The 23,596-nt window shown below is 62.8% G+C and carries 20 protein-coding genes; 7 read left to right on the forward strand and 13 right to left on the reverse strand.

Translation table 11 applies throughout. The annotated features are described in order from the left end of the window. Positions 1-161 precede the first annotated feature (161 nt). The 5 genes from ASB57_RS18390 to ASB57_RS18410 form a co-directional block, all read right to left on the reverse strand. Positions 162-899, reverse strand: coding sequence for an amino acid ABC transporter ATP-binding protein (locus tag ASB57_RS18390; protein ID WP_057653535.1), 738 nt, complete (start codon positions 897-899; stop codon positions 162-164). Positions 900-924: 25 nt separating this feature from the next. Then, positions 925-1,617: an amino acid ABC transporter permease gene (locus ASB57_RS18395; protein WP_057653536.1), complete on the reverse strand. Its 693-nt coding sequence runs from the start codon at positions 1,615-1,617 to the stop codon at positions 925-927. A 9-nt stretch (positions 1,618-1,626) separates the two neighbouring features. Then, positions 1,627-2,382: an amino acid ABC transporter permease gene (locus ASB57_RS18400; protein ID WP_057653537.1), complete on the reverse strand. Its 756-nt coding sequence runs from the start codon at positions 2,380-2,382 to the stop codon at positions 1,627-1,629. A 272-nt stretch (positions 2,383-2,654) separates the two neighbouring features. Next, entirely contained in the window at positions 2,655-3,554 is a 900-nt protein-coding gene (locus tag ASB57_RS18405; RefSeq protein WP_057653538.1) for an amino acid ABC transporter substrate-binding protein, read from the reverse strand. A 270-nt stretch (positions 3,555-3,824) separates the two neighbouring features. Beyond that, on the reverse strand, positions 3,825-4,724 hold the full coding sequence (locus ASB57_RS18410) for a LysR substrate-binding domain-containing protein (protein WP_057653539.1): 900 nt from the start codon (positions 4,722-4,724) through the stop codon (positions 3,825-3,827). Between the two features lie 233 nt (positions 4,725-4,957). Between ASB57_RS18410 and ASB57_RS18415 the strand changes: the two genes are divergently transcribed. The 7 genes from ASB57_RS18415 (at position 4,958) to ASB57_RS18440 (ending at position 11,971) form a co-directional block, all read left to right on the forward strand. Further along, positions 4,958-6,643 (forward strand): thiamine pyrophosphate-binding protein, encoded by a 1,686-nt coding sequence (locus tag ASB57_RS18415; protein ID WP_057653540.1) that lies wholly within the window; start codon positions 4,958-4,960, stop codon positions 6,641-6,643. 121 nt (positions 6,644-6,764) lie between these two features. Beyond that, positions 6,765-7,958, forward strand: coding sequence for an acyl-CoA dehydrogenase (locus tag ASB57_RS18420; RefSeq protein WP_057653541.1), 1,194 nt, complete (start codon positions 6,765-6,767; stop codon positions 7,956-7,958). Between the two features lie 173 nt (positions 7,959-8,131). Beyond that, positions 8,132-8,296 (forward strand): DUF5993 family protein, encoded by a 165-nt coding sequence (locus ASB57_RS31370; protein ID WP_197424763.1) that lies wholly within the window; start codon positions 8,132-8,134, stop codon positions 8,294-8,296. Positions 8,297-8,363: 67 nt separating this feature from the next. Continuing rightward, positions 8,364-9,047, forward strand: a complete 684-nt coding sequence (locus ASB57_RS18425; RefSeq protein WP_057653542.1) for a hypothetical protein — start codon at positions 8,364-8,366, stop codon at positions 9,045-9,047. A 112-nt stretch (positions 9,048-9,159) separates the two neighbouring features. After that, positions 9,160-9,690 (forward strand): 5-(carboxyamino)imidazole ribonucleotide mutase, encoded by a 531-nt coding sequence (purE, locus tag ASB57_RS18430; protein ID WP_057653543.1) that lies wholly within the window; start codon positions 9,160-9,162, stop codon positions 9,688-9,690. Further along, the gene (locus ASB57_RS18435) at positions 9,687-10,910 is read left to right on the forward strand and encodes a 5-(carboxyamino)imidazole ribonucleotide synthase (RefSeq protein WP_369822710.1); all 1,224 of its coding nucleotides are present in this window, start codon (positions 9,687-9,689) and stop codon (positions 10,908-10,910) included. Before purE ends, ASB57_RS18435 begins: the two co-directional genes overlap by 4 nt. 17 nt (positions 10,911-10,927) lie before the next feature. Then, positions 10,928-11,971, forward strand: a complete 1,044-nt coding sequence (locus ASB57_RS18440; RefSeq protein WP_057653544.1) for an L-threonylcarbamoyladenylate synthase — start codon at positions 10,928-10,930, stop codon at positions 11,969-11,971. Positions 11,972-12,017: 46 nt separating this feature from the next. On the opposite strand, the gene ASB57_RS18445 is transcribed toward ASB57_RS18440, so the two are convergent. The 8 genes from ASB57_RS18445 to ASB57_RS18485 form a co-directional block, all read right to left on the reverse strand. After that, the gene (locus ASB57_RS18445) at positions 12,018-15,425 is read right to left on the reverse strand and encodes an autotransporter outer membrane beta-barrel domain-containing protein (protein ID WP_057653545.1); all 3,408 of its coding nucleotides are present in this window, start codon (positions 15,423-15,425) and stop codon (positions 12,018-12,020) included. Between the two features lie 440 nt (positions 15,426-15,865). Beyond that, positions 15,866-17,338 carry a hypothetical protein gene (locus ASB57_RS18450; protein ID WP_057653546.1) on the reverse strand — a complete coding sequence of 491 codons (1,473 nt, stop codon included), beginning with the start codon at positions 17,336-17,338 and terminating at the stop codon, positions 15,866-15,868. Positions 17,339-17,429: 91 nt separating this feature from the next. Then, positions 17,430-18,308 carry a hypothetical protein gene (locus ASB57_RS18455; RefSeq protein WP_057653547.1) on the reverse strand — a complete coding sequence of 293 codons (879 nt, stop codon included), beginning with the start codon at positions 18,306-18,308 and terminating at the stop codon, positions 17,430-17,432. A 49-nt stretch (positions 18,309-18,357) separates the two neighbouring features. Then, entirely contained in the window at positions 18,358-19,173 is an 816-nt protein-coding gene (locus ASB57_RS18460; protein WP_057653548.1) for a hypothetical protein, read from the reverse strand. Then, the gene (locus tag ASB57_RS18465; RefSeq protein ID WP_156414208.1) at positions 19,157-20,677 is read right to left on the reverse strand and encodes a hypothetical protein; all 1,521 of its coding nucleotides are present in this window, start codon (positions 20,675-20,677) and stop codon (positions 19,157-19,159) included. The genes ASB57_RS18460 and ASB57_RS18465 overlap by 17 nt, the downstream gene beginning before the upstream one ends. A gap of 312 nt (positions 20,678-20,989) precedes the next feature. Next, positions 20,990-21,943, reverse strand: a complete 954-nt coding sequence (locus ASB57_RS18475) for a hypothetical protein (RefSeq protein WP_057653551.1) — start codon at positions 21,941-21,943, stop codon at positions 20,990-20,992. 1 nt (position 21,944) lies between these two features. Beyond that, positions 21,945-22,394, reverse strand: a complete 450-nt coding sequence (locus ASB57_RS18480) for a MaoC family dehydratase (RefSeq protein WP_057653552.1) — start codon at positions 22,392-22,394, stop codon at positions 21,945-21,947. 144 nt (positions 22,395-22,538) lie between these two features. After that, positions 22,539-23,561, reverse strand: coding sequence for an amino acid ABC transporter substrate-binding protein (locus tag ASB57_RS18485; RefSeq protein WP_057653553.1), 1,023 nt, complete (start codon positions 23,559-23,561; stop codon positions 22,539-22,541). Positions 23,562-23,596 lie beyond the last annotated feature (35 nt).

Raw genomic sequence — 23,596 nt, forward strand, 5'->3', positions numbered from 1 at the left:
CTAGGGATAAACCCGGGTATGTCGAAATGACTATTCCATATTTAGAGGTAATCTGCCGGATTTCCTTATCGCGGCGATAGTTTTTCGTAATAAAAAAGCCGCAGCCCATGTAGGGCGCGGCTTTGAAGGGAGAGTGTTGAGGGGCGCAGCCCCTCAGCTACTCAATGCGTGAGGATCTTGGACAGGAACTGCTGCGCGCGGGGCGAGCGGGCTTCCAGGTTGCCGAAGAACTCTTCCTTCGGGCAGTCTTCGACGATATGGCCACCGACGTCCATGAAGACGACCCGGTTCGCGACCTTGCGGGCAAAGCCCATTTCATGGGTGACGACCATCATCGTCATGCCTTCCCGCGCCAGATCGACCATCACATCCAGCACTTCATTCACCATTTCCGGATCCAGCGCCGACGTCGGCTCGTCGAACAACATGGCGATGGGATCCATCGCCAGTGCCCGCGCGATCGCCACACGCTGCTGCTGGCCGCCGGACAGCTGACCAGGGAACTTGTCCTTGTGCGCGCTCAGGCCCACCCGTTCGAGCAGCTTCAGCCCACGTGCGTAAGCCTCGTCCTTGCCGCGGCCCAAGACCTTCATCTGCGCCAGCGCCAGATTCTCCGTCACCGTCAGATGCGGGAACAGCTCGAAATGCTGGAACACCATCCCCACGCGCGAGCGCAGCTTGGGCAGATTCGTCTTCGGATCGCCAACGGAAACGCCATCAACGCTGATGTCGCCCTTCTGGAACGGCTCCAAGGCATTCACCGTCTTGATCAGCGTCGACTTGCCCGACCCGGACGGCCCGCAGACCACCACGACCTCGCCCTTCGCGACCGACGTGGTGCAGTCATTCAGGACCTGGAAATCGCCATACCACTTGCTGACATTCTTGATTTCTATCATTGCTATACCCTTGGGGTCGCCCGCCTCAGCGGATGATGGCCATGCGTTGCTGCAGGCGTCGCACCAGGCGCGACGCGATGAAGCAGATTACGAAATAGACGGCGGCGGCGAAGAGATACATCTCCACCAGGCGGCCGTCACGCTGCGCCACCTTGGCGGCCGCGCCCATGAAGTCGGTCAAGGACAACACGTACACCAGCGACGTATCCTGGAACAGGACGATGGTCTGCGTCAGCAGCACCGGCATCATGTTGCGGAAGGCCTGCGGCAGGATCACGTTGCCCATCACCTGGAAGTAGTTCAGCCCCAGCGCCTGTCCGGCGGCCACCTGCCCGCGCGAAATGGACTGGATGCCGGCCCGCATGATCTCGCAATAGTAGGCCGCTTCAAACAACGTAAAGGTAATGAGCGCCGACGTAAAGCCGCCCACCGTCAGCGGCCGGCTGGCGCCTGTCACCCACGCGCCGATATACGGCACCAGGAAGTAGAACCAGAAGATCACCAGCAGCAGGGGCAGCGCGCGCAAGCCGTTCACGTACGCCGTCGCGAAGCCGTTCAGCACGCGGTTGGACGACAAGCGCATCATCGCCAGCAAGGTACCGAGTATCAAGCCGCCGACAGCCGACAGCACCGTCAACTGCAGGGTGAAGACCATGCCGTCGCGGAACAGGTAGGGCGCGGTGCGGACGATGACGTCCCAATCGAAACCGTTATTCATGTCCGCCCCTTAATGCCCGCCGGTGTTGACGCGGGATCCCATGAATCCCGGCACCGACACGCGCCGTTCCAGCAGTCGTGCCAACAGCTGCACGACGATGTTCAAGATGAAATACATGATCGTCGCGCCGGCGAAGGCCTCGAACACCTGGAAGCTGAACTCCTGCATCGAACGCGCGGTGCCGGTCAATTCAAGCAGCCCGATGGTGAAGGCGATGGACGTGTTCTTGATCAGGTTGAGGAATTCCGACGTCAGCGGCGGCAGGATGATGCGGAACGCCATGGGCAGCAGCACATAGCGGTAGACCTGCGCGGGCCGCAGGCCCAGCGCCGTGCCGGCCATGCGCTGGCCGCGCGGCAGTGCGCCGATGCCGGCGCGCACCTGTTCGGCCACCCGCGATGACGTGAAGAAGCCCAGGCAGAGCACCGCCGGCCAGAACATGGCCCAGGGCGGCGCCATCTGCTTGATCTGATCGCCCAGGGCGGTGGGCATCAACTCCGGCAACACGAAGTACCAGAGGAACATTTGCACCAGCAGCGGGACGTTGCGGAACAGCTCCACATAGCAGGTGCCGATGCGCTGCGCCAATTTGCTTTCGGTGGTGCGCATGACGCCGATCACGGCGCCCAGCGACAGGGCCAGGACCCATGCGAGCAGCGCGGTGGCGACAGTCCAACCCAGACCGCGCCACAAAGTATCCAGGTAGGAACCCGACCCGTCGGGTGCCATCTCGAAGAAGATGGACCAGTTCCAGTTGTAATGCATGGCTTTCCAAAAAACGGCTATTCCCGGACGGGACACTACGCCGGCACCACGGTGCCGGAACCCGGATTATTGACGTGGCCCCCGAGGGGGCCACGTCAATGGTATTGAGGGCATGCCCTCGCATCGTCGCGAAAGAACTCCCCCCGAGCAGGGACACCGCAGAGCCGGGTCCCCCGGTCCGCTGGTGTCGCCCCCTGGGGGGCCACGCGCAGCGTGGTACGGGGGGGCCTACCTTCGCCCCCTGGGGGGCCGCGCTACGCGCGGTAGGGGGGTTACTTATACGCTGCCGGATCGCCGGAATCGGTCGGGTTGGCAAGCACCTTCTTCAGCGGCTCGCTCATCGGCAGGTTCAGGTTGACGTTCTTCGGCGGGATCGGCTTCATGAACCACTTGTCGTAGTACTTGGCGACCGTGCCATCCTTGATCATCGCGACGACGGCGTCGTCCACGACCTTCTTGAAGGCGGGATCGTTCTTGGGTTCGATCATGGCGTACGGCTCGACCGAGTAGGCTTCCTTGCCGATCACCCACTCGCCCGGATTGCGCGACGTGGCGACCAGGCCAGCCAGCAGCACGTCATCCATGAAGAAGGCGGTAGCACGGCCGCTTTCCACCGTCAGGAAGGCTTCGGCGTGATCCTTGGCCGGGATGATGTTCATGCCCAGCTTCTGTTCCGCATTGGCTTCGGTCGTCCACTTGATGTTGCTGGTGCCAGCGGTGGAGATGACCGTCTTGCCCTTCAGGTCCGCCAACGAATTGATGTTGGACGACTTCTTGGCCACATAGCGGTTGGCGGTAACGAAGGTGGTGGGCGCGAAGCTGACCTGCTTCTGGCGCTCCAGGTTGTTGGTGGTGGAGCCGCACTCCAGATCCACCGTGCCGTTGGCGACCAGCGGAATACGCGTGGACGACGTCACCGGCACCAGATTGACCTTGAGGGTCTTGCCGACACTCTTCTCCACGGCCTTGACGATGCCGTAGCAGATATCCATGGAATAGCCGATCGGCTTTTGCGCGTCATCCAGATAGGAGAACGGCAGCGAAGCATCGCGATAGCCGAGCGAAATGGTTCCCGAGGACTTGATCTGGTCGAGGCGGCCGTCAGCATGTGCGGCAACCGAAGCCAGGGTCGTGACGGCGGCAAGAGCAGCGATGAGCGCAGTTTTTTTCATGTAGTGAATCCCATGGTCTGGAAAAGCCCCCTGCACCGCGGATAGCGGCCTAAGGGAACGGAAAGGCATTGTTCCAGAACGGGGGTTTAAAACAATCAGTAATAGCCCTTTAACAACTGAGGCATTTACCACCCCCGCCCTGTTCTGGCTGAAAGCGCGAATTCAAGTATGCACCAACTATTAGTCGGGAAGATTGCGGTCTGACTATCGCCCAACATCAGGGTTTACCCGTGATCGCGCCCTCCAACCCTTCCATAATGCAGACTGGATTCAGCCAATCGAGTCACTGCCTGCTACGGCCTGCAACCAGGTTTGGAATATCTTCAGCGTTTCGATCCGGGTGCCTGATTCGGGATAGCTGAAGTAATAGCCATGCGGCACGCGCAACACGCCCGGGCTTGCCTCCGTCACGCGGCCCGCATCCAGCGCGTCCTGCGCCAGGAAGCGGGGGACCAGTCCTACCCCCAATCCCGCTTCGGCCGCCGCCAGCACCATGGTGAACAACTCATAGCGCGGACCGCCGGCCGCATGCGGGCCGTAATCGTGGCGGTTCTGCCCATACCAATCGCGCCACGCATCCGGCCGCGACAGCAGATGCAGGTGGGGCATCGCGCCCAAGGGCCCCTCTCCGCCGCGCGCCTTGGCCAGGGCCGGCGCGCACACGGGCACCAGCTCCCTCTCCCGGAACAGCAGCACCCCGCGGGTGCCGGGCCAGAGGTGGTCGCTGTGATACAGCGCCCCATCGAAGGGATGGTCCTTGAACTGGAAGGGCAAGGTCCGCACGGAAAGGCTGACGGTGATGTCCGGATGACGCTCGGCGAAATCCGCCAGCCGCGGAATCAGCCAGGTCGTGGCCAGCGTCGGCACCACGGCGATGTGCAGGCTGCGCCCCATCCCGGTACGGCTGACCAGGCCGAAGGTGTCTTTTTCGATCTGGTCCAGATGCTGGCGTATGCGGCCGGCGTACTCGGCCCCGTGATCGGTCAGCACGATGCGGCGGCGGACCCGTGTGAACAGCTGCACGCCCAGCCGTTGCTCCAGGCTGGCGACCTGGCGGTAGACGGCGCTATGGGTCAGGGACAGCTCCTCGGCGGCGCGCGAAAACGTGCCCAGGCGGGCCGTCGCTTCGAAGGCCTGCAGGGCGCTGAGGTTGGGAATGCCGGATCTCATGGCGGTGATCGAGGACCTGGGGGAAAAGCGTGAGGGGACTTCCGAAGGAAGATCATGGCGGCAGACCGGGGCGAGGCCAGGCCGGTCACCGCTGCCGCGCTGCTGCGACGCAGCATTACAAAAGCGTGCGCGCGCCGCACTAGATTGTGCAATTTTATCAATTGCAATGTGCGGTCAAGGAACATTATCCTCGCCAATATCCCTGACTCCGTATCGACCTTCTCACAGCAGCCATGCCGAATTCGCAACAACCCCGCCTGGGCGGGCACATTCTTGTCGATCAACTCGTCGCCCATGGCGTGAAGCACGTGTTCTGTGTGCCTGGCGAAAGCTATCTGGCCGTCCTCGACGGCCTGCATGACGCCAATATCGACGTCACGGTCTGCCGTCAGGAAGGCGGCGCCGCCATCATGGCCGACGCCCATGGCAAGCTCACCGGCGCCCCCGGCATCTGCATGGTCACGCGCGGCCCCGGCGCTTCCAATGCGCTGGCCGGCGTTCACATCGCCCTGCAGGATTCGACGCCCATGATCCTGTTCGTGGGCCAGATCGAACGCGGCATGCGTGAACGCGAAGCCTTCCAGGAAATGGACTACCGCGCCGTCTTCGGCACGCAGGCCAAGTGGGTCACGGAAATCGACCAGGTCGAACGCATCCCCGAACTGGTGTCGCGCGCCTTCCATGTGGCGACCTCCGGCCGTCCCGGCCCGGTCGTCATCGCATTGCCGGAAGACATGCTGGTGGAAACCGCCACCGTGCCCGACGCGCCCCATTACGAAGTGGTGGAAAGCGCGCCCACCCCGGCACAACTGGCCGAACTGGAAATCCTGCTGGCATCGGCCGAATCGCCCATCGCCATCCTGGGCGGTACTCGTTGGGACGCCAAGGCGGTGGCCGACTTCGCCACCTTCGCCGAACGCTTCCAGCTGCCCGTGGCCGTGTCCTTCCGCCGCCAGATGCTGTTCCCCGCGGACCATCCCTGCTTCGCCGGTGACGTCGGCATCGGCCTGAACCCGGCTCTGCTCAAGCGCGTGGCCGATGCGGACCTGGTGTTGCTGGTCGGCGGCCGCATGTCGGAGATGCCCAGCCAGTCCTACACCCTCTTCGACATCCCCGTGCCCAAGCAGAAGCTGGTGCACGTGCATCCGGACAGCGGCGAACTCAACCGCGTTTATCGCGCCAACCTGGCGATCAACACGTCGCCCATCGCCTTCGCGCGCACCTTGAAGGACCTGAAGGCGCCGTCGCGCACGCCGTGGGCGGTCGACACGGAAAGCATGCACGCGTCCTATTTGAAATGGAGCGATCCGTCGGCCATCACCACGTCCGGCGCGCTGCAGATGGGCCAGGTCATGCAATACCTGGAAGAGCACCTGCCCGGCGATGCCATCATGACCAATGGCGCGGGCAACTACGCCACCTGGCTGCATCGCTTCCACCGCTTCCAGCAATACGGCACGCAGTTGGCGCCGACGTCGGGTTCGATGGGCTATGGCCTGCCGGGCGCGGTGGGCGCCAAGCGCGTGTATCCCAGCCGCACGGTGGTCTGCTTCGCCGGTGACGGCTGCTTCCTGATGCACGGCCAGGAGTTCGCCACCGCCGTGCAATATGCCCTGCCCATCATCGTGCTGGTGATCGACAACGGCATGTACGGCACCATCCGCATGCACCAGGAAAAGCACTACCCTGGCCGCATCTCCGCCACGGAATTGAACAACCCCGACTTCGCGGCGTATGCGCGCGCTTTCGGCGGCCATGGCGAACGCGTGGAAACCACCGAGGAATTCGGTCCGGCCTTCGAGCGCGCGGTGGCCAGCGGCCGCCCCGCCATCCTGCATTGCCTGATCGATCCCGAAGTGATCTCGCCGGCCACCACGCTGGAAAAGATCCGCGACGCCGCGCTGCAGGCCAAAAAATAAGAAGCGGTCGGAGCCCGGCCACGCGCCGTCGTGCTTGTGTTCAAGCACGACGCGCCGCCTTGCCGGCAGGCCGAAAAACACCAAAGAACATTTAAAACACGACTTTTAACCGAGGTGACTCATGTCTTCGACGCCGTCTTTCAACTGGGAAGATCCCCTGTTGCTCGATTCCCAACTGACCGAGGAAGAGCGCATGGTGCGCGAGGCCGCCGCCGCTTACTCGCAAGACAAGCTGGCGACCCGCGTGCTCAACGCTTTCCGCAATGAGCAGACCGATGTCGCGATCTTCCGCGAGATGGGCGAGCTGGGCCTGCTCGGGCCGACCATTCCCGTCGAGTACGGTGGCGCCGGCCTGAACTACGTCAGCTACGGCCTGATCGCGCGTGAAGTGGAGCGTGTCGACTCCGGCTACCGCTCGATGATGAGCGTGCAGTCGTCGCTGGTGATGGTGCCGATCAACGAATTCGGCAGCGACGAGCAGAAGCAGAAGTATCTGCCCAAGCTGGCCAGCGGCGAGTGGATCGGCTGCTTCGGCCTGACCGAACCCAACCACGGTTCCGACCCCGGCAACATGGACACCCGCGCGGTGAAGACCGCCAACGGCTACAAGCTGACCGGCAACAAGATGTGGATCACCAACTCGCCCATCGCCGACGTGTTCGTGGTGTGGGCCAAGGCGGTCGGCGGCGAATACGACGGCAAGATCCGCGGCTTCATCCTTGAGAAAGGCATGAAGGGCCTGTCGGCGCCGGCGATCCACGGCAAGGTGGGCCTGCGCGCGTCGATCACCGGCGAAATCGTCATGGACGAAGTGGAAGTCGGCGAAGAGCAGATGCTGCCCAAGGTCAGCGGCTTGAAGGGTCCCTTCACGTGCCTGAACTCGGCCCGCTACGGCATCGCCTGGGGCGCCCTGGGCGCGGCGGAATTCTGCTGGCACACCGCGCGCCAGTACACACTGGACCGCAAGCAATTCGGCCGCCCCCTGGCCGCCAACCAGCTGATCCAGAAGAAGCTGGCCGACATGCAGACCGAGATCACCCTGGGCCTGCAAGGCTGCCTGCGTCTGGGCCGCATGAAGGACGAAGGCACGGCGGCGGTGGAGATCACGTCGATCATGAAGCGCAACTCCTGCGGCAAGTCGCTGGACATCGCGCGCATGGCGCGTGACATGCTGGGCGGCAACGGGATTTCCGACGAGTTCGGCATCGCGCGTCACCTGGTCAACCTGGAAGTGGTGAATACCTATGAAGGTACGCACGACGTGCACGCCCTGATCCTGGGCCGCGCGCAGACGGGCATCCAGGCTTTCTCCTGATCGTCCCCGGCCATACCTGGCCACACCTGGCTGCTTGCGGTCGCGCCACGCACCGCCGCGAGCAGCCAGGCAGGGGGCTTCCCCGCCCCCGATTTTGCAGTCGTCTTTTCCACGCACTTCATTTATAGTGCGGCGCATTCGCTCATATGGAGGGCGCTAGGGGAGACACTGGGATGATCATGCTGCTGCCGTTTCTGCTCGGCACGCTGGCGATCTGGCTTGGATTGCGCGGGCGCCGGGGCGGAAGTTTCGCCTTCTGGATACTGACCTTGATCATCTTCGCCACCACCGTGGCGGCCCAATGGCATCTCGCGCCACTTACTGGCTTGCGGCTTTGATCATGATCCTCGCGCCGCATGTCCAGCCTTCCCCCGATGACCTCAGCCGCCTGAAAAACGCCGCGCCATGATGAACTTTGCCATGCGCCCGCCGCGGCCCGCTTCGATTACCTTCAACGCACTGGCCCTGCTGGCCATCTGCGCGGTTCTCTGCACCACGCTCGTGTGGGAGTTCGGCCACGGCTATGCGCCGGATGCCGCCGCTCAACTGCAACGCCTGGCGTATCTGATGGCCGGCGCCGGCCTGCTGCTGAATCTGCGTTTCGGCCCGTCGCCGGCCCATTACGCCATGACCCTGGCCGCCGCGCTGATCGGCATCGCCGCCGCCGGCTTGCAGGTGCTGCCGCGCCTGGTCGGCAGCGCGACCGAGGCTGCTACCGCCGGCGCGCCTGCCATGGCGACTGGGAGCCCCGCGACCTTGCTGGGTATGCAGCCCGCCACCTGGTCCCTGGCCGGCTTCGCGGTCCTGCTGGTCTATTGCACGTTCATGCTGATGCTCGACCGCCGCGCCACCGACAACAGCATGCCGCGCCGCGTCGGCATGTTCACGGCCTTGTCCATGTGGCTGTTCTTCTTCGCGGCCCTGGGCACGACGGTGGCCACCGGCCTGCAATGCGGCGTGTCCACCTGCCCGGCGCCGGGCCAGGGCTATGCCTGGCTGCCGGCCGAATGGCAGCCCACGCCGGCCTTGGCCGATGTTCAGGCCGAACCGCTACCGGCGGCCGCAACCACGGCCGATAAGCCGCGCTAGGGCCTGGGCGCCGCCCCGAAAAGGCAGCAATCCGGCCCCAGGAAAGCGGGCTGCGGCCCTCCGCCCGCTCCCCGGTTAAAATGCCAGGTTTTATACGACTGCGCTCCGGCTTATGACTGCCTCTACGACCATCTCGTCCCCGACCGCGCCGCGCGTCGGCGTCATCATGGGCTCTTCCAGCGACTGGGAGGTCATGAAGCATGCCGTCGCCATGCTGGAGGATTTCGGCGTGCCCTGCGAGACGCTGGTGATCTCCGCCCACCGCATGCCGCAAGACATGGCCGAGTACGGCGCCCAGGCCCGCACGCGCGGCTTGCGCGCCATCATCGCCGGCGCCGGCGGTGCCGCGCACCTGCCGGGCATGATGGCCGCGCTGACCGAAGTGCCGGTCTTCGGCGTGCCCGTCCCGTCCAAATACCTGCGTGGCGAAGACTCGCTGCTGTCCATCGTGCAGATGCCCAAGGGCGTGCCCGTCGCCACCTTCGCCATCGGCGAGGCCGGCGCCGCCAATGCCGCGCTGCATGCCATCGCCAACCTGGCGACCACCGACGATGCCTTGCATGCCAAGCTGGTCGCGTTCCGCGCGCGCCAGACCGAAGTGGCACGCAATATGAAGGTGCCGCCCGAGGGAGCATCGGCATGAGCCGTCCACAAAGCAGCAACGCCGACATGACCACCACCGCGGCCCCCTTCAAGACCATCGCCCCGGGCGAATGGCTGGGCCTGCTGGGCGGCGGCCAATTGGGCCGCATGTTCTGCCATGCCGCCCAAAGCCTGGGCTATAAGGTGGCGGTGCTGGACCCCGCCGTCGACGGCCCCGCCGCCATGGTGGCCGACAAGCACATCCACGCCGCCTACGACGACGAAAAAGGCCTGGCCGAACTGGCCAGCCTGTGCCGTGCCGTCACCACCGAATTCGAAAACGTGCCGGCCCAGAGCCTGCGCAGCCTGGCCGCGCATTGCCGCGTCAGCCCGGCCGCCGACGCCGTGGCCGTGGTGCAGGACCGCATCGCCGAGAAATCCTTCATCGCCCAGCAAGGCATCGCCGTGGCACCGCACGCGGCCATCCGCGCGCGCGCCGACCTGGAGCAGGCCGACGAGGCGCTGTTTCCCGGCATCCTCAAGGTGGCCCGCCTGGGTTACGACGGCAAGGGCCAGGCCCGTGTCGCCACCCGTGAAGAAGCCCTGGCCGCCTTCGGTGACTTCGGCGGCGTGGCCTGCGTGCTGGAAGCCCTGTTGGCGCTGGACCATGAAATCTCCGTGGTCATCGCCCGCGGCTTCGACGGCAGCACCGTGATGTTCCCCGTGGCGCGCAACGTGCACCGCGACGGCATCCTGGCCGTCTCCACCGTCGCCCTGGCGGCCTTGTCCGGCCCCGACGCGCAGCTGGAACAGCAGGCCAGCGCCGCGGCGCTGGCCATTGCCCAGGGCCTGGATTACCACGGCGTGCTGTGCGTGGAATTCTTCGTGCTGCGCGATGGCCGCCTGCTGGTCAATGAAATCGCCCCGCGGCCGCATAACAGCGGCCACTACAGCATGGATGCCTGTGTCACCAGCCAGTTCGAACAGCAGGCACGTGCGATGGCGGGGCTGCCGCTGGGCAGCACCGATCTGCTGGCGCCGGCCATCATGCTGAACATTTTGGGCGACATCTGGTACCCCGACGACAGCGACGCGCAACGCGAGCCGGACTGGGCCGCCGCCCTGGCCGTACCCAGCGCCAAGCTGCATCTCTATGGCAAGCGCGAGGCGCGCCGTGGCCGCAAGATGGGCCACGTGACCATCGTCGCCGCCACCATGGGGCAGGCGCGCGCCGACGCCACGCGAGTGGCCGCGGCCCTGGGATTGCCGGCGCCGCATTGAGCGGTGGGGAAACAGAAATGAACCAGGCCATCAACGGTGCCAACGCGGCCAGCCCGCAGGACATCGACCACGCTGCCCGCGTACTGCTGCGCGGCGGCCTGGTCGCCTTTCCGACCGAGACCGTCTACGGCCTGGGCGCCGACGCGGAAGACGCGGCGGCCGTGGCGCGCATCTATGCCGCCAAGGGTCGCCCTTCCAATCACCCGGTCATCGTCCATGTCGCGCCGGAAGCCGACCTGGGTTACTGGACGCGCGACATTCCAGCGCAGGCCCGGGCCCTGATCGACGCATTCTGGCCGGGCCCCCTGACTCTCATCCTCAAACGCGCGCCGCATATCGATGCGGCGGTCAGCGGCGGGCAGGACAGCGTGGGCGTGCGTTGCCCCTCGCACCCCGTGGCGCAGCAGCTGTTGCGCGCGTTCGCCGCGCTCAAGGGCGGTCATGGCGGCGTGGCGGGCCCTTCGGCCAACCGCTTCGGCCATGTGTCGCCCACCCGCGCCGAACACGTGCTGGCGGAGTTTCCCGATCAGGTCGCGGCGGGCATGCCCGTGCTGCAAGGCGGTCCGGCGGATGTGGGCATCGAATCGACGATCGTGGATCTGTCGCGGCTGGATCAAGGCATGGGTCCCGTGTTGCTGCGTCCGGGCCATATCCGGCCGGAAGACATCGCGCGGGTCCTGGGCGAACTGCCGTCCGCCCCCGATGCCGCCGCGCCACGTGTGTCCGGCGCGCTGAAGGCGCACTACGCACCGCAAACACCGCTGCAACTGGTGGACAGGCCTACCCTGGAAGCCCTGGTCGTAGGCGTAGGATTGCCTGCCGGCCGCTGCGTGATCATCGGCTACACGCCCCGCCCCCTGGAAATGGATCCGGCGCTGACCTGGCAGCCGGTTTCCGCCGATCCCACGCAATACGCCCATGCCATCTACTCGCTGATGCGCGAGCTGGATGACCGCGGCTACAGCAAGATCCTGGTCGAGGCCCCTCCCCGCACGGCGGAATGGGACGCCATCAACGACCGCATCGGCCGCGCCGCCGCGGCGTTCCGGCCGGGCAACTGACGACGCGGCCGTAAAACCGCCTGCGCCCCCCAGCCCGACCTCGGGCTCAAAACGCGTAACGCACGCCGAAGTTGATGTTGGTCGAGTTGTTGATCGGCCCGCCCGTCGAGTAATCGGTATCCAGGTGGATCTGCAGGTTGGGCTTGAGCTGGGTGGCCACGCCCAGGCCCACCAGCATGCGGTTGCCCGACATATCCTGCGTGAACTCGGTCCCGTTCAACGTCACCCTGTTGTTGTTGATGAACTCCCGGATCACCGCGCCCTTGATGTAGGGCTGCACGATGACGCCGTTCTTGAACTCGAAGTTGTTGCCGACCAGCATGCCGATCTGGCCTTGCACGGACTTGGCCGTGCCGTAGTGCGCGCGGAAGTTGTTGTCCAGGGTTTCACTGGCGCTCTTTGCCACGAAGCCGGCCCACTGCATATAGGGCTCGATGAAGCCGTTGTTGCCAATGTCGATGTGCTTGCCCAACTCGATGGAGCCCCCGAAGCCCGGCGTGCTGTACTTGCCGCGCGCGTTGCTGCCGCTGCTGCCGACGACGCGCAGTTCGTTATCGAAGTTGTTGGCCTTCAATACCGAGTCCAGGTACCAGCCATTGCTCAACATCCAGGTGGCATAGGCACCGCCACCGTAGCTATTGATACGGCCCGTCGATCCACCGTCGATGTCCAGCGTGTTGTAGCTGTAGCTGCCGAAGCCACCGACATAAAGATCGCCGGAAGACAGCAGGAAGCGCTTGTCGGCGCCGAGGGAACCGCCGTACTGGTTCAGTTGGAATGGCGGCGCCGCGGACTTGGCAATCTGGTTGAACGTGCTGTAGCTGCGTGCCCACAAGCCGCTGTCGGTCTTGTTCATGCGCAGGTCGCCCTGACGCTGGCGCAAGGTGCCGAGTTCGCCGTAGAACGCGTAAGGCAGCGCCGCCGACATGCTCAGCGCGGTCTTGGCCGCCGGCGACAGGTCTTCCGGCGCGGGTAAGGGAGCAGGCGCAGGTGTTGGAGTCGGTTCCCCAGTCGGCGTGGAAGTGGGAGTGGGTGTCGGTATGGGCGCGGCGGGATTGGTCGGGTCAGGGGGCGGAACCGGCTGCGTGCCGCTGCGCACCAGCACCCAGTCATCGCCTGCCTTCTGCAAGGTATAGGTGTAGATACCGGCATCCACCTTGCCGCCGTCGGCGAGGATGGCGAATTGCGCGTTGCCGCCTTGGGTGAACACCATCGGAATGTTGTTGCGCGGATCTTCCACACCCTGGTCTTGGGCGTTGGCATTGATGCCGAAGGAGCCATTGGCCTGGCCGTCGATGTTCAACTGATCGTTGCTCGCTCCCGGCTTGAAATCCACGCCCATGTTCAGATTGCCGCTGCCATTGAGCGAAGACGCCGTGACGATCTTGAACGGACCGGTGCCCGAGTTGAAATCGATGGTGCCGCCGTTCATGCTCAGATCACCGACCGACTGGCTGATCTGGTTGCCCACCCGCCATGTGGAGCCACTGTTGACGGCCAAGGCGCTGGTGGCCAGATTACCGGTCAGCGTGGCGTTGTTCTGCAACGTCACATTCAGCTTGCTGGTGGCGTCCTGCGTCAGATCCCCTGCTTGCGTGGTGTTGTCCAGCGTCACGTTGGCCAGCGCGGCATTGGTGACGTTGACCAGCGGATTACCCGCCGCCGCGTCCAACCGGCCGCCATTCTGCAGATAGATGTTGGCCGTGGTACCCGTGCCGTCGACGCTGATGGCGGTGTTGCCGCCGTTCGACAGCAAAGAGCCGGCGCCGTCCACCACGACTTGCGTGCCGGTCGCGCCGTTCTTCAGCGCCAGGCCCCCCAGGGCTTGAGCGCCGCTGGCCAGGTTGATCGTCGCGGTGCTGCCATCGATAGTGATGGGACCCGTGACCTGAGCGGTATTGCTCAAGTTGATGGTAGTGGGACTGGCGCCGCTGGCGTTGATCGCGCCGTTGACCATGCCCCCGGCGCCGTCACCGCTTACGGCCAGTGTCGTGCCGTTGGTGGCTGTCACGTTGCCATTGAGCACGCCGCTCGATAACACGCCAATAGCGGCGGTGGTGCCCGCGCCATCGGCGTTGACGTTGCCGTTCAACGTGGCGTTCGTCGCGGTGAGGGTCAAAGCAGCTGCCGTGTCGGCGCTGAAAGTGCCCGTGATGATGGAGCCCGCGCCAGCATCCAATTGCAATTGGGCATTGGCGCCCGAGGCACTGACATCACCCGTCAGATTGACCGTGTCGGTGCTCACATTGGCCCGCCCGCCCGTATCGACCTGGATGATGCGGGTGTTGCCGCTGCCGGCCTGCAGGGTAGATCCACCGCTGATGGTGATATTGGCCGCCGCGGGCGACGCATTGCTGCGATCCAGGACGTGGATGGCCGCGCCGTTCACGCCGCCGATGATCGACGAGCCCCCTTTGATCACGATGGTGGGCGCCAAGGTCACGCCACTCAGGGAGTCCACGGCCAGACCGTCGGCCTGATTCGTCACGCCAGTGACCGGCGTCGTGTTGCCGCTAACCGTGGTGCCGTTGTCCAGGGTGACATTCACGTTGCCGGCTGTATACACGCCGACGCCCCGTGCTCTCGTATTGCCTGGAGCCGTGGTGTTGGCCGTGATGGCCGTACGCGTGAACGTCATATTGGTCGGGCCGGCCTGAGAGCTCGTGGCCGTGACGCCAGCGCCGCCCGTCAGCGTGCTGTTGTCGATATTGATATTCCAGGCCGCCCCCGCGGCCGCGTTACGGCGCACATCCACGGCGGCCCCCGCGTTGGCGGTGAAGCTGCTTTGCGCCTGCGTGGTGCCCGTCACGTTCACGAGAATCGGCACATCGTTGGGACCGGCGTCGTCCTGCACGAACATGCCATCGATATTGCCGCTCACCTTCGTATCCTTCATATCCAATTCGATGAAGGAGGGGTTCGCGCCAGGCGTCACGTTATCGGCCTGCACCACGACACCGTGCGCAAGAAGGGTCGCGCTATCGGCCGAAATGGTTGAGTCGGTGACGGTGGTCTTGTTACCGCTTACCTGAAGCGCACCGTTGTACATCGACTGAGGGTTGGCGCCCGGGTTTCGATTCGAAAAGTCTTCCGCCAGGGAAGTACTCACTATCGAATCGTTGATGGTCGTCGCGCCAGAGGTCTTGATCCAGCCGACCGAGGCCTGTGCGGCGCCAGGCGCGGCGCTACCAACCGTGAGGGTTGAGTCATCGCCTATGAGCGCCGCGTCCAGTTGACCGCCCGCCTCAACGACGACGCTGCCGGCTCCGCCATAAGGTCCCGCGATCCTTAAGTCGTCGCTCGCCTGTAGGCCACCTCCCGCCAGCGCGTAGCCATAGACGATGCCGCCGCTCTTGACGGTCAACGCACCGTTATTCTGCACAATGACATTGCCCGAGATCCCGTTGTTGCCGATGGCCAGTTGACTGTTCGCACCCGAGACCTCGTAGGTCACGCAGTCTTGCCCGGTATTCGTCTGGCTGTTGCCGCCATTGACGACAAACGGCGCGCTAGTGGTATTGGGTCCCCGTAACGCGGCCGAACTGGATTGATAAAGCCCACACGTCGGCATCGTTGCCGCGGCAGCCGGTGTCGACAGGCAAAGCAAAGCGCTGGCAAGACCCAGCAAAGGAATAAATGAATTTGCGTAATTTGGCTTCATGACCGAAGTTTCAGATAGGCTGGAGAGGAAAGCGCTTGCGCCGCTCGAAAAAGGGCGAGGGCAGGAAGATTTCCCTGCCCGGAAAAAGCGTTTTATGAACTCTACCCAGGACTTGAATCAGCAAACATAGGAAAAATCGCACGCGAATCTTCCATTACGTACTGCATGCTGGGGTCCTCTATCTGAGCCTCGGCGTGGTTAGCCGCAGAGCCTCTATATGAATCTCGGCATCCCTAACTGCCAGGATCCTCCACACCAGAATGGGGCGGGACGGTGGAAATGGTAACGGAACGCGAAGCAGCGGTTGTTATGTTGCCGCCGGAATTAACCGTGTAATAAACCTGACCGGTCGAGCCCTTGACGTCGGCCAGCCTGGTGGAGTCGAAACCGTTGTCACTGCCGGTTTTGTCACCTGGAAATATTAACGGCAGCTTGCTGCTGATGTCTTCGGCCTTCAACGTATACGGCGCCAGCTCTTTGCTGCCTGGTTGTCCCAGATTGTCGTCATCGATACCTGTCAGATCCATTTTTACCGTGATTATGTCGCCAGCCTTCAGGGTGCGTTTCTGCGGAAAATAGAACGTAGACACCATGACCTTCTGCTCAGCAAGGTCTTCCATCGTATATTGATACTGCGAAAGCTCCAGGGGGATGAGCGTCCTGTCGATCAAAGGCGTCGGATTTTCGAGTTCGACGGTGATCTTCGTTCCGCGGGAAATACCTTCCGCCTCGGGTGAATACGTCGAATCCGTGATTGTGTAATGCACGAACAATTCGGCATACGCCTGCTGATATGCCGCGTCGGTAACAGGCGTGCCGATCTCCGTATAAGCCTCGTTATGTAAACGCCCGGCGCCCAGGAAAAGGACGTCCCTGTTCGATTGCAGATCACTCAATGACATCAACTCGGTCGGACTGGCGTACAACTTGGCGGTGAGCGTGCCTGTGGCCGCCAGGCCCAGAACCGGCTTGATGCCCCAGGGTATTCCGCCTTGGTCCGCATAAATCGCGATGGTGTCATCGTCGATGGTGGTGTCGCCAGTGTCCGCTCCAGGCACGTATATCGGTGGAAGAAGATAGCCGAGCTGCGCCGTAATGCTCTTTTGCGGAATCCCCGGCTGTACCTGTCCGCCGTCAGGATCCTGAATTGTTACGGTCGCGGTTATGGTGCTGCCCCGATTTTGCTCTATGTAGGGCGCGGACATGGTCTTCGTTTTCTGCGTGTAGGTCGACGCCGCTGGATTGCCACTCAAGGGGCTGAAGTCGACTGGAAAATTCGTCAGATCCGTTGAGGTCCAGGCAATTTTCACATTGGCCGGGAGCCCCGCGTTGCCGAATTCCTGGCCTCTGAGCGTGAAGGTTATATCACCGGCCTCCTCCAGCACGAGCGGCGCGGCGTCGAAACCAAAACCAGCCAGGATGATCAATTGAAGATCTAACGTTCCGCTATCTTGTCCCACCGTCACGGTCAGCTTGCCGCCCGTAAAGCTGGTTATATTCGGCAGGTCGTACCAAGTCACGGTGGTTTTCCCCGTGCCTTCGGTAGAAGTGGCTTGTACTTTGCCGCCGCAATCGACGGATACTGCAACGTCCTGATTGTTAACCGGAGCGCCATCTTTCAAAATTTGAATTTCAAAATTTAGCGGGTCAAGATAATCGGTACTCACCACGACGACTTTTGTCGGATTAAAGGTCAGATCGGCCATTAGCGATCTCCAGTATCAGTAGTTTTTTCGGGGAGGGGAAAAATTCATTCAGAAAAGAAAATTGGAGTTGATCCCGGGCCTATCGGTAGCCCTAGGAGTGCGGCGTGACGGTGTCCACCGTGACGGAACGCGAGGCCGAGCGGGTAACCCTGCCGTTGCTTCCATCGGTGACGGTGTAGTAGACAAGCCCGTCTGATGCCTCAATGTTGTTCAGCCTGGCTGCGTTGAAGCCGTTATCCAAACCGGTTTGCAGGCTGGGGAAAACAATCGGGGCACCACTGCTTATATCGGACGCCGACAGCGTATAGGGAAGCAACTGCCTGCTCTGTGTCTGACCGAGATTCGAAGTGGCGGCCCCTTTCAAACCCATGTAAACCGTGATGACATCTCTCGCCTTCAGCGTAAGCGGCGCGTCGAAGAAAAACGTCGCGCGCATTACACGATTCGCGGCAACATCTCGAACCCCGTACGAGTATTGGGATAGCTCCAGCGGTACGAGCCTGGGGTCGATGACATCGGGAGCACCGGGATTGCTTCGGTCCACCACGACCACCGCAGCCGTCGACAAGCCGCTTGCCTTCGCCGAAATCGAACTGTCAGTGACCGTGTAATGCACATACAACGTTCCGTTGGTCATAAATGCGGACAGCGCAACGGGTGAAGAGGGATAGGTAAAGTTATCTGCACTCGCAGCGATATATGCGATCCGCTTCACATCAGCACGGTGCAAGTCATCCAACGACTGCAGTGGCTCAGGACTGGCATACATATTGATGAAGGTCGATCCCGAGCCAGCGACCAGTCCTGAGACGGGTGCGATAGCCCATGGAATACCTACCGCCGCATATGCTCGAATCGTCTCGTCGGTAATGGCATCCTGGCCATTTTCGTAGCCCGGCATATACAGAGGGCTGGCGAGAGCGGCCGCTTGCGCCGCAGCGCCGCCATTCTTATTCGAAGCCAAAGCCATGGATATCTCCCGTATCTGAAAAATTGCTCGGCAGCGAAATAGTGAAATATCAAGGCGCGCTAAAGGGGGAAACCGTGTCGATGATGACGGGCGCCCTCCTCGACTGGTATTCATCGTATCCAGCAACGAAGTGGGAGTAATAAACCACCCCGTTATTGCCATCGATTTTCCCGAGTTGCACGGCCGGGACGGAAAGGGTAAATGTCGTCTGCTTATCCGCCAACGGGCGCCTGAACCCGTCAGGGTCCGTTCCATCGGTCAAGGGATAGAACGTCGGATTCAGTGGCGCATTCGCGGTCGTTGCAACCAGTTCGAAATAAATGCCCAGCTCGTCACCCGCTTTCGGCTGCTTGTCCGGCGGAAACTGGGTCAGATCAACCGTGACGTCCACGGTGCCGTTGGCCTTGAGCGTGGCCGCGTTAAACAGCGCGGGTTTCACCACGGGCGGCGGATAGACCGAATTATTATTGCTGTCGGGATCGTCGTATCCTGTCCGATAGACCCGATACGCCCCATGGGACGACGTATTCGAATTTTGCGAATTAAGCGGAAATTTGACTCCGTTGACTTTGTAGTAGAAATTCGCACGGCCCGTGAAATTGAACGACTGCACCGACACAGGCAGGATCAGCGGAAAACTGTCGCCCTGGTTGTAGGTTTGGTAATAGACGACGTGGCCGTTCAGGAACAAGCTGATCAGGTCACCTGGCGAATTATTCGAATAGAAAGGAATCTCCACCGGCAGCGAGGACTGGCCAGCCAGGATTTGATCGGTAATGGCATAGCCCACGTCGACATGCAATTTCGGGGGATCAAGCAGCGCAACCGCAGCCACGGTTGCGGGCTCTTTAGCTCCGGCGGTCATGGCGGCTCTCCATGTGCGCCAGCGCCCATTTCAAATTCTCTATGGCGTCAGGCTCCCCGCTGTGCGGAGGCACCGTGGCAATCACGACGGAGCGCGCCTCGCTCTGGGTGATCTGGCCGTCGCTTGCGGCCTGCACCGTGTAATACACGCTTCCGTTGGATCCTTCGATATTCGATAGTTTGTCGTAGGTAAATCCATCGGTCTTGAGCGGTACTGACGGGAACGGAATTGGGGTGCCATTGGCGATGTCGGTTGCCGTCAGCTGGTAAGGCGCCAGCGCAATGGTTTTCGTCTGGCCCAGGTTCTGCGACGTGTATCCGACCAGGTGCAGGTATATCGTGATGATGTCGCTTGCGTTTGGCGCGCGGTCGCCGGTGAGATACAGCGTGGCAACCAAGGTGGTCTTCAACGCCTCATCCGCTACTCCATACGTGTATTGGGACAGCGCCAAGGGGGCGAGCCGACCGTCGACAGGGCTGTCGGGCAGACTCGCCCGGTCTACGAGGACCTGCGCGGTGCGTGACAGTCCCGCAACCAGCGGGCTGATCCTGGTATCGACAACCGAATAAAACACATTCAACGTCTTATGGTTGTGCGCATAAGCGTTGTTATCTGTCGGCGTGTCGTAATACGTGTACTTGGTCGGATCCGGAACAAGGCTGTAGGGATTCAGAACCATGACGTCCGATTGTTTCAGAGCATCGGCATCAGGCACCTCTGTAAGGCTCGCGTACAGGGTCACATGGGTCTGGTCGGGCGACGTGCTTCTTATTGGAGGGATGGCCCAGGGGATGCTGCCGGCCCGCATCGTGTCGTCATCGATGATATTTTTGCCAGTCTGTACACCAGGCATATAGAGGGGGGCGTCAAGATAGCCAATCTGGGCACTCGCGCTTCGTTGGGGACCGCCGACCTGATTGGCCGTGGTGGCCTGGACGGCAACCGTCAACGGAGCTTCCCGATTGTCATCGATGGCATTCTTGTCGAACACGATACTGTTGTGGCTGAACTTTTTTGTGGCGCCATCACCTGTGTCGGTGACTGAGTTGAACAGCGCGGTATTGGACGCGGACCAGTTTAATTTGACGGTCGAGGGAATGGTTTCGTCGACAGCCATACGCGTCACTGTCGCGTCAAACGAGATCGAACCCGGGTCCTGGAGCAAGGCTGGCGTGGCGGTGACGGTAAACTCTTTTAAGAAGTAAATAGTCGTGGGCAGAATTCCGGAGTCGCCATCCGCGGAAATTTGCAACTGATAGTCCGGGGTAAAGGCGGTGATGTTGGAGATGGCCAATGTGCATTTGCCAGTTGCGTCTGTCGTGGTCGGGACGATGGTGGCGTTGGGAGAGGTATTGGGCGGATTGCCCACAAATTGGAGTTGGGCGGTCACGGCTTTCAAGCTGAGTGCGGCGCCGTTTTTATCCAGGATCGTGATCACCAGCGAGGCCGTGCCTGCAGCGTCACGAACCAATAACGCGGATGTCGGGGTGAATGTGAGTGCCATTTTTCTCTCTCTGATGGTCGGGCGTGGAAGGGGTGAGATGATTCTGCTCGGGGATACGAGCAGGGCGTGAGTAATCCTTCGCAACGAGTTGCTCACATATAGATACGATTACCCTCCCCTTTTCGACCATGACAACGAGGCTCACTGGCTTCCGAAGCCGTTCTGAGTAACAAAAAGCGTAGGCAGATACAGAACCGGCGCGGAAACGCGTTCTGCGGAGTTAGGACTCAGATTTCGTAACCCAGGGCGCAGCCAAACAAACGGCCGCCCATGGGGCGGCCGTTTTTCACATTCGAGGCCGTGTCAGATACTTCAGCGGTTCCCTGGTCCGGACGGCCGCGCGGAGGCTTCGGTCGCGGGAGCGGGCCCTACGCCGCGCAGCAGAAAGCGCCGATATACCGGCCCCTTGCCTTGGTCGATGACCAAGGTGCCGCCCACGTTCATCCTGGGCTCGGTCTTGCAGCCCGCGTCCAGCACCCACAACGCGGGCATCTGGCTGCGCGCCGGGACCTCGGCCCATGTGGTGGGCGCGAAGCCGGCATTCAAAGGAAGATTGGGCGACGCGATCTTCGTGCACAGGCCCGCGAAGGTTTGCGAAGCGAGCAGCGCCACGCGAACGGGCGCGGCGCCCTCGTTGGTCACCAGCAACTGGACGGAGACGCGGTCAAGGCTGCGCTGCCACCCCAGTACGGTCAGGCGTAGCGGCTTTTCCAGGGCAGCCTGGCGCGGCCACGCGCGGTCGGCCGGCGCGTCGCCGGCCAGCACCTGGGTCGACGTGTCCGCCAGCCACAGGGCGCCGCCCCGCCATTGCAGCAGGGCCGGGCTGTCGCAGCCGCCGGCATTGGTCACCACCCGGCGCGCCTGCTGCGCCGTCATGAGCACGGGCGGCTGCTGCGCGGCCTGGGTCTCCCAGACCTTGCGCGCCGAAACCTTCAAACGATCAAGGGACACGCTTTCCAGCTGTTTGACGCGCGCTTCCTCACGGCTCAAGCGCGGGCATACGGCTGCGACCTTCTCCAGCATGTCCAGGCCCACGATGGCCTGGTCCAGAACGTAATTGCCGCCGGGGCGGCCCGCGGAAGCGGTGATCGGCGGCGTGGGCAAGGGCGCGGCGTGCGCCACGGCGGCCATGGCCGCATAGCCTGCCGCGCACGCAGCCGCGATAGCGATGAAACGCGGACGCTGCACGCGTCTGGAAGAAGAGAGCTGCATGGTCATGGGTCGCGGTGTCGATGCGTCGATGGCAAAGGCCAGGGGCGCCGTCATGTCAGCCCGATTTGTCTTCGCTCAGGTCGAACAGGATGGTGGCGTCCAGCTCCAGCACGCCTTCGTTGTGCTGGTTCAACACCGTCCAGGTCCACGACGTAATCCCCAGGTCGGGACGCGACGACGACGTACGCTTGCCTTGCACGCGGGCTTCCAGGCGCAACTGATCGCCCGGCCGCACAGGCACGCGCCAGCGGACTTCGCCCAAGCCAGGAGAGCCGAAGGATTCCGAGTCATGCAGCGCGGCGTCCACGGCCATGCGCATGGCTAAGGCGCAGGTATGCCAACCGCTGGCGATCAGTCCACCCCAGCGCCCCTCCGCGGCGCGGACAGGATCGGAGTGAAACCATTGCGGGTCGTACTGCCGGGCGAAGGCCAGGATCTCGGCCTCCGTCACCGTGAGCGGGCCACCCCGGATCACCATGCCTTCTTTGAACTCGGCGAACTTCATATTGCTTCATCCCCCAGGTAACGACCGCGCCGCAGCCTCATCGTCAAATGCACGAGGCCCGGGCGCGGCCGACCCTTAGGATAGTTCAAAGTCGGGGCGGCGGGATTTAAGTGCCACCTGGCCGGCCGCGCCGCCCCACGGCGATCAGCGGATAGGCCATGGATACATGGCGCCGCCCTGGTTCCAGAGGGCATTCGTCCCGCGCGCCAGCCCCAGCTTGCTCTGCTTGCCGACGTTGCGTTCGAAGATCTCGCCGTAGTTGCCCACCGCCTTGATGGCGTTATAGGCCCACTTCTCGTCCAGGCCCATATTCTTGCCCGCGCCTGGTGTCACGCCCAGGATGCGCTGGATGTTGGGATTGGGGCTCTTCAGCATCTCGTCGACGTTCTTCTGCGTGATGCCGTATTCCTCCGCCTCCATCAGCGCGAACAGGGTCCAGCGGACCACGCCGCGCCATTGATCGTCGCCCTGGCGCACCATCAGACCCAGCGGTTCCTTGGAAAAACGCTCCGGCAGGATTTCATAGTCGTCCGGCTTGGCCAACTGGGTGGCGCGCACGGCCGCCAGCTGCGAGGCATCGTCGGTGAAGGCATCGCAACGGCCCGACTCGAAGGCGCGCACGACCTCGGTAACCTTGTCGATGACCACCGGCGTGAACTTGATGCCATTGGTGCGGAACCAGTCGGCCAGATTCAATTCCGTGGTGGTGCCCGGCTGCACGCAGACGGTGGCGCCGTCCAGTTCCTTGGCGCTCTTGATGTTCTGCGACTTGCGCACCAGAATGCCCTGGCCGTCGTAGAAGCTGGCCGCCACTGCTTCCAGGCCCAGCGAAGTATCGCGGGTCTGCGTCAGCGTCACCGTGCGCATCAGCACGTCGACTTCGCCGGACTGCAGCGCGGTAAAGCGCTGCTGCGTCGACAGCGCGGTGCCCTTGTATTTGGAGGCATCGCCGAACATCGCCCCGGCGATCGCCCGGCAGATGTCGACGTCCATGCCTTCCCATTCGCCCTTGCTGTTGGTGGCGCTGAAGCCGGACACACCGTCGCTCAGGCCGCATTGCACATACCCTTTCTTCTTGACCGCGTCGAACATGGGACCAGCTACCGCGCTGGCCGAAGCGCAGGCCAGCGCGACAGCGGCGGCCAATACGGACAAGTGTTTCTTCATGAGGTGTCTCCCGGGTTGCGTGCGATCTTTGAACT

The sequence above is a fragment of the Bordetella sp. N genome, assembly GCF_001433395.1.
Lineage (GTDB): Bacteria > Pseudomonadota > Gammaproteobacteria > Burkholderiales > Burkholderiaceae_B > Bordetella_C.

Coding starts and splice junctions, on each gene's coding strand:
- ASB57_RS18475 (WP_057653551.1), bottom strand. CDS start 21,943: ATGACGGCGCCCCTGGCCTTTGCCATCGACGCATCGACACCGCGACCC.
- ASB57_RS18455 (WP_057653547.1), bottom strand. CDS start 18,308: ATGGCTTTGGCTTCGAATAAGAATGGCGGCGCTGCGGCGCAAGCGGCC.
- ASB57_RS18435 (WP_369822710.1), top strand. CDS start 9,687: ATGAGCCGTCCACAAAGCAGCAACGCCGACATGACCACCACCGCGGCC.
- ASB57_RS18480 (WP_057653552.1), bottom strand. CDS start 22,394: ATGAAGTTCGCCGAGTTCAAAGAAGGCATGGTGATCCGGGGTGGCCCG.
- ASB57_RS18405 (WP_057653538.1), bottom strand. CDS start 3,554: ATGAAAAAAACTGCGCTCATCGCTGCTCTTGCCGCCGTCACGACCCTG.
- ASB57_RS18425 (WP_057653542.1), top strand. CDS start 8,364: ATGATGAACTTTGCCATGCGCCCGCCGCGGCCCGCTTCGATTACCTTC.
- ASB57_RS18420 (WP_057653541.1), top strand. CDS start 6,765: ATGTCTTCGACGCCGTCTTTCAACTGGGAAGATCCCCTGTTGCTCGAT.
- ASB57_RS18395 (WP_057653536.1), bottom strand. CDS start 1,617: ATGAATAACGGTTTCGATTGGGACGTCATCGTCCGCACCGCGCCCTAC.
- ASB57_RS18410 (WP_057653539.1), bottom strand. CDS start 4,724: ATGAGATCCGGCATTCCCAACCTCAGCGCCCTGCAGGCCTTCGAAGCG.
- ASB57_RS18450 (WP_057653546.1), bottom strand. CDS start 17,338: ATGGCCGATCTGACCTTTAATCCGACAAAAGTCGTCGTGGTGAGTACC.
- ASB57_RS18415 (WP_057653540.1), top strand. CDS start 4,958: ATGCCGAATTCGCAACAACCCCGCCTGGGCGGGCACATTCTTGTCGAT.
- ASB57_RS18440 (WP_057653544.1), top strand. CDS start 10,928: ATGAACCAGGCCATCAACGGTGCCAACGCGGCCAGCCCGCAGGACATC.
- ASB57_RS18390 (WP_057653535.1), bottom strand. CDS start 899: ATGATAGAAATCAAGAATGTCAGCAAGTGGTATGGCGATTTCCAGGTC.
- ASB57_RS18485 (WP_057653553.1), bottom strand. CDS start 23,561: ATGAAGAAACACTTGTCCGTATTGGCCGCCGCTGTCGCGCTGGCCTGC.
- ASB57_RS31370 (WP_197424763.1), top strand. CDS start 8,132: ATGATCATGCTGCTGCCGTTTCTGCTCGGCACGCTGGCGATCTGGCTT.
- ASB57_RS18460 (WP_057653548.1), bottom strand. CDS start 19,173: ATGACCGCCGGAGCTAAAGAGCCCGCAACCGTGGCTGCGGTTGCGCTG.
- purE (WP_057653543.1), top strand. CDS start 9,160: ATGACTGCCTCTACGACCATCTCGTCCCCGACCGCGCCGCGCGTCGGC.
- ASB57_RS18465 (WP_156414208.1), bottom strand. CDS start 20,677: ATGGCACTCACATTCACCCCGACATCCGCGTTATTGGTTCGTGACGCT.
- ASB57_RS18400 (WP_057653537.1), bottom strand. CDS start 2,382: ATGCATTACAACTGGAACTGGTCCATCTTCTTCGAGATGGCACCCGAC.